Origin of the sequence: Snodgrassella sp. B3800 (assembly GCF_026535865.1) — a bacterium.
In the GTDB taxonomy this organism is placed as follows: domain Bacteria; phylum Pseudomonadota; class Gammaproteobacteria; order Burkholderiales; family Neisseriaceae; genus Snodgrassella; species Snodgrassella alvi_E.
In genome coordinates this window covers 753,190-764,000 of sequence record NZ_JAFNPH010000001.1, presented here as the reverse complement: position 1 = coordinate 764,000, position 10,811 = coordinate 753,190, and the positions used below count along the sequence as shown (strand labels likewise).

Sequence of the window (10,811 nt, the reverse complement as noted above, 5' to 3'; positions counted from 1 at the left end):
AAAGGAGTAATGAATGAAGAAGTTTTCCCGTACCATCATAATGATTGCATTTATGGCGTGTGTAACTGCAGCTCATGCGCGTGATGACAAACTACTGCTTCCGATTCAGGAAGCACTCAATTCGCCTGAAGCAGTAAAAGTACTTAATCCAAATGTGCAACTATATTTTGCCAAAAGCTCAGGGCGGGTTGTGCAGGCTGGATTGGTGACTAATAGAAAAACCAGCAGCGTTGGTAAATCAGATGAAGCAGCATGTCAATGGGCATTTCTGGCTGCTGTAAAACAGTTGCAGGAACAGGCATCATCTAATCATGCCACTAAAGTAACGAATATTGTCAGCTATTATAAGAAAAACAGTATGGCCAGTACAAATGAATACGAATGCCATGCTGGTGGCGTAATTGCAGGTGTTGCGTTGAAAGGGGATTTGGCTAAATAAAAGCTCTTGCAGTTAGAAAAACCGTCGTCATATCCAATTAATTTTGGCTAATACGACGGTTTATGGTGCTTTTTTTTATAATAAATAAAACCATTATTCTGATATGTACAAAATGTCTAAAAAATAATTTCAATAATATCTTTGAATAAAATAAACTTGTTTTTTTGTCCAATTTTACGTATATTAGCGTAATAGAATAATTGTAGCATGATGAAAAAAGTAAATTGGACAAAAGGTCAGTTATGCAATTGAATATAGACCGCTTAATTGCCTATTTTGGTGGCGTAAATGCTTTAGCTGAAGCTCTGAAACAGCATTATCCTGATAGCGCAGCCTCTGCTGCAGCCATCTACAAATGGCGTAAGCGTGGTTCCTTACCACTGAATCAACTGCAAAAAATTATTCTGATGGCTGAGAAACAAAACAAGCCGCTCGATATCAATGCATTTATGCAACACAATAACACTACCTTGGAGAGACCAAGAATGACCAGTATTAATAATCGAGTCATTATATTTGATACCACTCTGCGTGATGGAGAACAGTCGCCGGGAGCGGCTATGACGAAGGAAGAAAAAATTCGCATTGCACGCCAATTGGAGAAGCTGGGTGTGGACGTAATTGAAGCCGGATTTGCGGCAGCCAGCCCAGGGGATTTTGATGCTATTCACACCATTGCTGAAATTATCCAGAATGCCACAGTGTGCTCATTATCCCGTGCAAATGAACGCGATGTACGTAAGGCTGGCGAAGCAATCGCACCAGCCAGGAAGAAACGAATTCATACTTTTATCGCCACCAGCCCCCTGCATATGGAGCATAAACTGCGGATGAAACCGCAGCAGGTGAAAGAAACCGCAGTCAAAGCCGTTAAAATCGCGCGCGAATATACGGATGATGTGGAATTCTCTTGCGAAGATGCATTGCGTAGCGATATTAATTTTCTAGCAGAAATCTGTCAGGCAGTGATTGAAGCAGGTGCCACCACCATTAATATCCCTGATACCGTGGGCTATGCCATCCCATTTCAGACAGAAGCCTTTTTCCGTGAATTGATTCAGAAAACACCGGGTAGCGATAAAGTAATTTGGTCGGCACACTGCCATAATGATCTCGGACTCGCTGTGGGTAATTCACTAGCAGCGGTGATTGGCGGTGCTAGACAGGTAGAATGTACCATTAATGGATTGGGTGAGCGTGCCGGCAATGCCAGCCTTGAAGAAGTGGTAATGGCATTGAAAACCCGCCATGATGTTTTTGGCTTGGAAACCAATATCGACACCACGCAGATAGTACCAACCTCGAAAATGGTGTCTACTGTAACCGGTTATCCGGTGCAGCCGAATAAAGCCATAGTTGGTGCCAATGCTTTTGCACATGAATCCGGTATCCATCAGGATGGCGTGCTGAAATGCCGTGAAACATATGAAATTATGTCTGCTGAATCAGTAGGTTGGAGTACCAACCGTCTGACACTAGGCAAACTCTCCGGTCGCAATGCTTTCCGTACCAAATTGCAAGAGCTGGGTATTGAACTGGATAGTGAAGAAGCTTTAAATGCGGCTTTTGCCCGCTTTAAAGAGCTGGCGGATAAAAAACGCGAAATTTTCGATGAGGACTTGCATGCACTGGTATCAGATGAGTTAGTCAGCCGCGCGCCTGATCGTTACAAATACGTTTCACTGAGTATTCATAGTGAAACCGGTGAAGAGCCGGTAGCTGAAATCGTCTTTAATGTGGACGGAAACGAAAAACGCGCCAGCAGCCATGGTTCTGGTCCGGTTGATGCTGTCTTCAAAGCTATTGAATCAGAAGCGGGTAGTACAGCTGATTTGCAGCTGTATTCGGTAAACGCCATTACAGCGGGTACCGAAAGTCAGGGCGAAGTAACAGTACGGTTGTCGCGTGAAGGCCATCTGGTTAGCGGGCAGGGTGCTGATACCGATATTATTGTTGCCAGTGCCAAAGCCTATCTGTCAGCCCTTAATAAACTGGAAAGCCAGCCAAGAGTAAAAGCTCAGGGAGTGATTTAACTTGCATTGTTCTTTATATTGGGCTGTTTATATTAAATAAATCCAGTTTTCAGCAGTGTTAAGCCCGTATAAGCATATGTTTATACGGGTTTATCAATTTCACCGAAACATTCAGCTACCTATATACAGAAACACTACTTTAAGTTTATTATCAATTGTAAATAAAACTATCTTAGTTTATAGCGCAATGTAAATAACGTTCAGATATTTACACAGGAAAACAAACCATGCATTTAACCAGTCGTGAACAGGAAAAACTAATGCTGTTTCTGGCCGGCGAACTGGCTGCCAAACGCCGTGCTCGCGGTGTACTGCTGAATTATCCCGAAGCCATAGCCTACATCAGCAGCCAGCTACAGGAGGCAGCACGTGACGGCATGAGCGTAGCAGAATTAATGCAATATGGTGCGACATTATTAACCAGTGCTGACGTGATGGAAGGTGTGGCTGAAATGGTAAATGAAGTACAGATTGAAGCAACTTTTCCGGATGGTACCAAACTGGTGACCGTGCACCAGCCCATTCGCTGATACAGAATTCAAACATTGCAGGTTACGCCCTGCTAAATAGCAACTGCATGCGAACAAAATATTCGTACAACGTCTGATCAGGAGAAATGTATGATTCCCGGAGAATATGTGCTGGCCGCAGACGATATTATCGCCAATCAGAATCGCCGTACCCTTACCATTACCGTAGTGAACCGTGGCGACCGTCCCATACAAGTGGGCTCACATTATCATTTTTATGAAACCAATGCGGCACTGGAATTTGAACGAGAACAAACGCGCGGCATGCGCCTGAATGTGCCTTCTGGTAATGCTGTACGTTTCGAGCCTGGTGAAGTAAAAACCATAGAATTAACCGAATATGGTGGTTTGAAAAATATATTTGGATTCCATAATGCCATTAATGGCAGTCTAAACAATCAATAATTATTTGTATCCAGATACCAGACAGAACCAAACTAAGTCACCACTAAACATTTCTACCAGTGAATTAAATCGAGAATCTGCCATGAGCCTGAAAATTTCCCGTCAGCAATATGTTGCTACCTATGGGCCTACCGTAGGCGATAAAGTGCGTTTGGGTGATACTGAATTGTTTGCCGAAGTAGAACGCGATTTACTTACTTATGGAGAAGAGGGCAAATTTGGCGGTGGAAAGTCCATTCGGGATGGTATGGCGCAGTCTGCTACTGCCACACGCAGCAACCAGAATGTGTTGGATATGGTAATTACCAATGTACTGATAATGGATTACTGGGGAATCGTCAAAGCTGATATCGGTATTCGTGATGGTAAAATTGTGGGCGTTGGGCAGGCAGGTAATCCCGATACTATGGATGGTGTGACACCAAACATGATTATCGGTGCGGCCACCGAAGTCCATAATGGTGCCAATCTGATAGCCACAGCCGGGGGAATAGATACCCATATCCACTTTATTTCACCGCAGCAGATTACCCATGCCATTGAATCCGGCATCACCACCATGATTGGTGGAGGGACAGGGCCAGCAGACGGCACCAATGCCACCACAGTCACACCAGGTGCGTGGCATATACAAAAAATGTTACAGGCGGCAGAACAGGCACCAGTCAATCTGGGCTTTTTTGGTAAAGGCAATTGCGCCAGCCTCGAGCCTTTACGTGAACAGATAGCCGCCGGTGCGCTGGGGTTGAAAATTCACGAAGATTGGGGTGCCACCGCGGCTGTTATCGATGCTTCCTTAAAAATTGCGGATGAAATGGATGTGCAGGTAGCTATCCACACCGATACTCTGAATGAAGGCGGATTTCTGGAAGATACCATGCGTGCTATTGATGGCAGAGTAATCCATACCTTTCACACAGAGGGCGCAGGCGGCGGCCATGCACCGGATATCATCAAAGCTGCTATGTATCCGAATGTTTTACCAGCGTCTACCAATCCCACACGCCCGTTTACCGTGAATACCATCGACGAGCATCTGGATATGCTGATGGTGTGTCATCATCTGGATAAAAGTGTGGCTGAAGATGTGGCCTTTGCCGATTCACGCATTAGACCGGAAACAATTGCTGCGGAAGATATTCTGCATGATATGGGTGTATTCTCAATTATGAGTTCGGATTCACAGGCGATGGGCAGGGTAGCGGAAGTTATCGTACGCACATGGCAAACTGCCGACAAAATGAAACAGCAGCGTGGCTCGTTGCCAGAAGAAACCGGCAACAATGATAATTTCCGTATCAAGCGCTATTTAGCCAAATACACCATTAATCCTGCCATTGCTCAAGGCATCAACGATTATGTCGGTTCAATCGAAGCCGGCAAAATCGCCGATTTGGTTTTATGGAAACCAGCTTTTTTTGGCGTCAAACCTGAAATTATCATCAAAGGTGGCACCATCAGCTACGCCCGTATGGGTGACCCGAATGCCTCTATCCCGACTCCTCAGCCGGTAATCTATCGTCCTATGTTTGGTGCACTGGGGCGGGCTGTGCAAGATACTGCCGTATTATTTGTTTCACAGGCTGGAGTAGATAACGATATCCGTAGCCGGTATGATTTGCATAAACAAACTCTTCCCGTGCGCAATTGCCGTAATATCGGTAAAAAAGACATGATTCATAATCATGCCATGCCGGTAATTACCGTGAATCCGGAAACATATGAAGTACGCGTGAATGGTGAGCATATTACCTGTGAGCCAGCTAAAAAAGTAGCTTTGGCGCAGCGGTATTTTCTGTTTTGAGGATGATTAAGAATGGAATGAAATCAATTTTTTTATTTTTAATGGTGTTAAAATTTAGGACAAAAAATTCATACCATTTGTCTCAATGCATAAAATTTGTTTATTCAGATAGTAAAATTAACTTTATGTTTTTGAAATAAATTTTCTTTGTATTGAAAATGTTGGATTGAATTTAATATGACGAAAAAAAATCTTTGTGATTCGAGTCAAATGTTTTTATATTAATCTGTTTGAAATTAAATATTTTTCATAATTTTTATTATATTCTCTTATTGTTACTTAAAATCATCAAAAATCAAAATGAATCTCATCATCCAAACCATTATCGGCAATCTGCAAACGCTTAAACAACAGCAGCAGATAACAACCCAGAAAGTCGATACCGTCTGCCTGCAATGGTTTGAAGCAGACCGCCGCATTATCCGCACCACCACCAATGACGGGCGAGAAATTGCTTTTCGCCTGCTGAAGGAAGGACAACGTCTGCATCATGATGATGTGGTGTATCTGGATAAGCAACTGGCTATCGTAGTGCAGATTGAGCCTAGTGAAGTGATAGTTCTGGCACCACAGACCCTAGCGGAAATGGCACGTGCCTGCTATGAAATCGGGAACAAACATACCCCATTATTTTTAGACGGAAATGAATTACTGTTGCCATTTGATAAACCATTGTTTGAATGGTTGCAAGCAGCTGGTTTTGCGCCTACACGCCAGCAAAGGCGGTTGAGTGAACAATTGCGTGCCAATTCTGCACCAGGTGTGGGCGGTAGTCACACGCATAGCCACAGCCATGATTTTGCAGAACACCACCATCATTAATGTTTGCATCTATGAGCAACTTTGGAAGCCAGCTTGATATTCACGCTTTAACCCGTGCAGGTTTATTGCTGCAACTGGCTGATCCTACGCTGCCAATTGGAGGCTTTAACCACTCCGGCGGGCTTGAAACCTTTGTCCAGCACGGCGCAGTACATAATGCGGCTACCCTGAAAGAATTTGTTTGTACCCAATTGCAGCAAAACTGGATACACAATGATGGTGCCTATGTATCATTGGCCTATCATTCCAGCAAAGACAATAATCTGCCAGCTCTGATACAGCTAGATAAACAGATAGGTGCTGCCAAAGTGGCTCGTGAACTGCGTGAGAGCAGCTACAAACTCGGCATACGCCTGCTTAAAATTTTTGCACCGCATTGCCAGACAGCCATAGTGAGATCCTTTCAGGATGCACTGTTGTCACAGCAGGTACGGGGATTTTATCCACTGGTATTTGGTCTGCTGGCGGCTGCAATGCATTTAGATAAAGCGGCTACCCTACAGGCATTTTATTACAACGCTGTAGTGGGCCTGATTACTAATGGGGTGAAATTGATTCCACTTAGCCAGATGGCGGGGCAGGAAATGTTAATTGAATTGCATGAAAAGATTGCTGAAACCGTTGCTGCTAGCATGCAGCCTTCTATAAAGCAATTAGGTGCGACAACACTGGCCACAGATATCAGAGCCATGCAGCATGAACGATTATATACTCGTTTATATATGAGTTAGATTCATCTTTAATGGAGAAAATTATGAAAAAAATATTTACCTTGTTATTATTAAGTCCGGTACTGGCTTTTGCTCACCCCGGGCATATTACTGAAGGCTGGCAGGCGGGTGCATTGCACCCGCTCAGTGGCTGGGACCATTTGCTGGCAATGCTGGCCGTGGGTTTGTGGGCTGCTACTTTCCGCGGAAAAGCACGCTGGCTAATACCATCAACATTCGTTGGTGTGATGATAGTTGGTTTTATACTTGGTGCACATGGTATGCAGATACCGATGCTGGAGCAGGGAATAGCCGCTTCGGTACTGGTACTGGGCCTTGCTGCAGCGTGGCTTAAAAAAGTACCGGCTTCAGCAGCCATGGTTTTGGTCGGATTGTTTGCTCTGTTTCACGGCGTAGCACATGGTGCTGAAATGGGTGCTCATGGCACATTCAGCTATGCATGTGGTTTTGTTATTGTTACCGCAGCGTTGCACGTCGCCGGTTTTGGATTGGGTACGGCCTTAGGCAAACAACAATGGTTATTACGACTCACCGGCAGCTTGATTGGTCTGGTTGGCTTTGGGATGCTGTTTACAGCCTGATCGCTATTAACTCTCCGTGCAGACAGAAAAGGCTGATTTGCCTTTCTGTATGTCCACATGAGTTTAAGAGTCTAAAAACATTGTTCACAAAATAAATACAAATAAGCGCTTACCAAAGCGAAAGGTCTGCACATAAGATGCGTCAATACATAAAAATCGGTGTTGCTGGTCCGGTGGGTTCGGGCAAAACCGCATTGATTGAAAAACTGACTCGCCATATGGCACAGCAATACAGCATTGCAGTAATCACCAATGATATATATACACAGGAAGATGCCGAGTTTCTGACCAAAAATAGCTTGCTGCCACCTGAGCGTATTATGGGGGTAGAAACTGGCGGTTGTCCGCATACCGCCATCCGTGAAGATGCCAGCATGAATCTGGAAGCAGTAGACGAAATGGTGGCGCGGTTTCCAGACATTCAGATTGTCTTTATCGAAAGTGGTGGCGATAATCTTTCCGCCACCTTTAGTCCGGATTTGGCCGATGTCACGCTGTTTGTTATCGATGTGGCACAAGGCGAAAAAATTCCGCGCAAAGGTGGCCCCGGTATTACCCGTTCTGATTTACTGGTCATTAACAAAACCGATTTGGCTCCTTACGTAGGTGCCAGTCTCGAAGTTATGCAGCATGATGCTCAGCGCATGCGTAAAGGGCAGCCGTTTGTATTTACCAATCTGATGGCAGAAGAGGGGATCAATACAATAATAGACTGGATTAAAAAATACGCCTTACTGGAAAATGTAGCAGAACCTGCAGGCTTGATACGCTAATGCACAGCCGATTAGCACTTATCACTCAGCTCAACCAGCGCAGACAGACAATCTTAGGCAATTGCTTTTATACCCCGCCACTGAAAATCCTGACTTTACCCCATATGTCTACACCGGTATGGCCTCAGGCACTCTCGGTGATGCAGATGAGTTCTTCGCCGGGTTTGCTAGCTGGTGATCATATAGATATTGAGTTAGAGCTGGCGCAACAAACACAACTGTACTTGTTCACTCAAGCCTTTACTCGCATCCAGTCCATGCCTGAGGCAACAGAAGCGCAGCAGCATACACGTATTTTTCTGCATGAAAACAGCCGGCTTTGCTATCTACCGCATCCATTGGTGCTGCATCGCGATGCGGCCTTAACTCAAAGTATGCAAATCAGTCTGGCGTATAACTGCCAGCTAATTTTGTGCGAATTCATCGCCTGCGGCCGCGTACTTAATCATGAGCGCTGGGATTTTCGTTATTTGTCATCACGAGTAACCATCGACTATCAGCAACAGCCATTACTAAGCGACAATATCTTCTGGCAACCCAATCGCCAACCTCTTAATGTATTGGGACAGATGGAGCAATACACTCACCAAGCCTGCCTCTATTATGTCAATACAGCCGCCAGCAAAACGGACATGCAGCAGCTAATTAACCAAATATACACCGCTTTATTGCCAGATTGGCCACTTGAGAACGATGATTATCTGTGGGGTATCACACAAGCTGCAGATTGCGTTTTATGTGTGCGTGCTTTGGGAATGAATGCAGAATCGCTGCAAAATTTTATATATCAAATAAACCAAAATATTTTGATTAATAAAAATGATTGAAATAATGAAATAAATAATTCAATTTTAAATTGCATTAAATTGAAATATAAATTTGTATAAACTTTAAAATTTATTTTATTCGAATAAAAAGAATCTCTTTTTTATTCAAATTGTATCTGTTACATAGCTAGATTGAGTACCTTTCCAAATGAGAAAACCTTGAAGCAGATAGCAGATTTCAAAATATGCTTAATCTTTAACCTTTAGCTACAGATAATAATTCACCTAAATTTAAATTCTACTTTAGTACTTTATTGTTTTCAATCTCTACACAGCTTCGGATATTAGTGGGTGAAATAACTTTCAATTAGAATGTGTATGAGCTTAATATTTTTAAAACTGGCTAAAATGGAATTCATGCGATTCATTTCTCTTATTTTTAAGCATGATTTTATTTACAAATAGTCATTTGCTTTTATTTCAAAGGTAAAAGAAAATCGAATAATTTATAAAACCGGAGCAAAACGCAAGCGCTGTAAAAAGCAGATACAAAAAAAGACGCATGTTTGCGTCCATTTATCTATAAAATTATTATTTATATGGTGGAGGTAAGCGGGATCGAACCGCTGACCTCTTGCATGCCATGCAAGCGCTCTACCAACTGAGCTATACCCCCGATTGTTACAGCGTTTATTGCTGAACAGGCTGCGCATTTTACCTGAACTACTGAATTTTGCAAGCCCTAGCTTAAGCTTTCTTGTTAAAGTGGAAATACAGTTCTCAATCTGTAAACTATTCTACCCAATAAGTATTGCAAATCTGGACACACATTTGGATTAAAGGCAGGAGTGGTGGCTTCTGCCATTTAAATTTATACTTACAGGCTGGTTTAAAATAATCTTATTTAACAGGATAGCTTTTATGCGGCGTAAACAACGACGGGCGGTATTGCTGATTTTGACGGGTTTACTGATGTTTGCGCTAGTATGGGCATTGTTGTTGTTTATGCCTAAAAGTAACGCGGGCTATCGTTTGAAAGTACCAGCAGGCTATGGTATTAGCGGAGTAAGCAGGATACTTACCAGTAATGATGTGATTTACAGCCGCTGGGTATTTGTTGGCACGGCCTATATGCTTGGCATGGGTGATAAAATTCATCGTGGCAATTATCGCTTGCCCCGCTCGGTATCAAGCTGGCAGATTCTGCAAAGGCTGCGAAATGGTAAGCCAGACAGTATTAATGTGCAAATTATTGAAGGTAGTACGTTTGCACAGATGCGCAGGATTGTTGATGGTACACCCGATATAGAACATCTTACTCGTGGCTGGACTGATGCCCAAATACTTAAACAAGTGGCAGATGATACCCATTATGCCCACGCAGAAGGGCTGTTTTTTCCAGCAACGTATGATATTAGCTCTGATAGCAGTGATTTATCGCTATATCAGCAAGCATATAAGGCGATGCAGAAACATTTGCAGGCCGCATGGGAAGAACGGCGCAGTAATCTTCCTTACCAGTCTGACTACGAAATGCTGATTATGGCCAGTCTGATAGAAAAAGAAACTGGACATGCGGAAGACAGAAGCAATGTGGCCGCGGTATTCGTTAATCGGCTTAATCAGCATATGCGCTTACAAACAGACCCTAGCGTGATTTATGGCATGGGCAGCCGCTATAAAGGTAAAATTGGCAAAGCTGATTTACGTCGTGACACACCGTACAATACTTATACTCGCGCCGGACTACCGCCCAGCCCGATTGCATTGCCGGGCAAAGCTGCTCTAGAAGCGGCTGCTCATCCGGCAAGTAATGATTACCTGTATTTTGTGGCGCGTAATGATGGTAGCGGACGTAGCCAGTTCAGCCACAGTCTGAACGAGCATAACGCAGCGGTTCGCCAGTATATTCTGAAAAAACCCTGA

The 10,811-nt window shown here is 43.7% G+C and carries 11 protein-coding genes and 1 tRNA gene; 11 read left to right on the top strand and 1 reads right to left on the bottom strand.

Annotated features, from left to right (window positions below; all coding sequences use genetic code 11):
* The first annotated feature begins 13 nt into the window (after positions 1 to 13).
* From J3U64_RS03430 to J3U64_RS03385, 10 genes are all read left to right on the top strand, one after another.
* Complete coding sequence (locus J3U64_RS03430; protein ID WP_267408281.1) at positions 14 to 439, top strand: hypothetical protein; 426 nt, start codon at positions 14 to 16, stop codon at positions 437 to 439.
* Between the two features lie 242 nt (positions 440 to 681).
* Positions 682 to 2,472, top strand: a complete 1,791-nt coding sequence (locus J3U64_RS03425) for a 2-isopropylmalate synthase (RefSeq protein ID WP_267408280.1) — start codon at positions 682 to 684, stop codon at positions 2,470 to 2,472.
* A 227-nt stretch (positions 2,473 to 2,699) separates the two neighbouring features.
* Positions 2,700 to 3,002, top strand: a complete 303-nt coding sequence (ureA, locus tag J3U64_RS03420) for an urease subunit gamma (protein ID WP_100156253.1) — start codon at positions 2,700 to 2,702, stop codon at positions 3,000 to 3,002.
* A 90-nt stretch (positions 3,003 to 3,092) separates the two neighbouring features.
* Complete coding sequence (gene ureB, locus J3U64_RS03415; protein WP_267408279.1) at positions 3,093 to 3,407, top strand: urease subunit beta; 315 nt, start codon at positions 3,093 to 3,095, stop codon at positions 3,405 to 3,407.
* An 82-nt stretch (positions 3,408 to 3,489) separates the two neighbouring features.
* Complete coding sequence (ureC, locus tag J3U64_RS03410; protein ID WP_267408278.1) at positions 3,490 to 5,211, top strand: urease subunit alpha; 1,722 nt, start codon at positions 3,490 to 3,492, stop codon at positions 5,209 to 5,211.
* 300 nt (positions 5,212 to 5,511) lie between these two features.
* A complete protein-coding gene (gene ureE / locus J3U64_RS03405; protein WP_267408277.1) occupies positions 5,512 to 6,033 on the top strand; it encodes an urease accessory protein UreE in 522 nt (173 codons plus the stop codon).
* Positions 6,034 to 6,044: 11 nt separating this feature from the next.
* Positions 6,045 to 6,764, top strand: a complete 720-nt coding sequence (locus tag J3U64_RS03400; RefSeq protein ID WP_267408276.1) for an urease accessory protein UreF — start codon at positions 6,045 to 6,047, stop codon at positions 6,762 to 6,764.
* A 23-nt stretch (positions 6,765 to 6,787) separates the two neighbouring features.
* The gene (locus J3U64_RS03395; RefSeq protein ID WP_267408275.1) at positions 6,788 to 7,345 is read left to right on the top strand and encodes a HupE/UreJ family protein; all 558 of its coding nucleotides are present in this window, start codon (positions 6,788 to 6,790) and stop codon (positions 7,343 to 7,345) included.
* A gap of 137 nt (positions 7,346 to 7,482) precedes the next feature.
* On the top strand, positions 7,483 to 8,118 hold the full coding sequence (ureG, locus tag J3U64_RS03390) for an urease accessory protein UreG (RefSeq protein WP_100139710.1): 636 nt from the start codon (positions 7,483 to 7,485) through the stop codon (positions 8,116 to 8,118).
* Positions 8,118 to 8,945: an urease accessory protein UreD gene (locus tag J3U64_RS03385; protein ID WP_267408274.1), complete on the top strand. Its 828-nt coding sequence runs from the start codon at positions 8,118 to 8,120 to the stop codon at positions 8,943 to 8,945. The genes ureG and J3U64_RS03385 overlap by 1 nt, the downstream gene beginning before the upstream one ends.
* A gap of 540 nt (positions 8,946 to 9,485) precedes the next feature.
* Here the strand turns inward: J3U64_RS03385 and J3U64_RS03380 are convergent.
* Positions 9,486 to 9,561 (bottom strand) — tRNA-Ala (locus tag J3U64_RS03380).
* A gap of 245 nt (positions 9,562 to 9,806) precedes the next feature.
* On the opposite strand from J3U64_RS03380, the gene mltG reads away from it, so the two are divergent.
* Positions 9,807 to 10,811, top strand: a complete 1,005-nt coding sequence (mltG, locus tag J3U64_RS03375) for an endolytic transglycosylase MltG (RefSeq protein WP_100152219.1) — start codon at positions 9,807 to 9,809, stop codon at positions 10,809 to 10,811.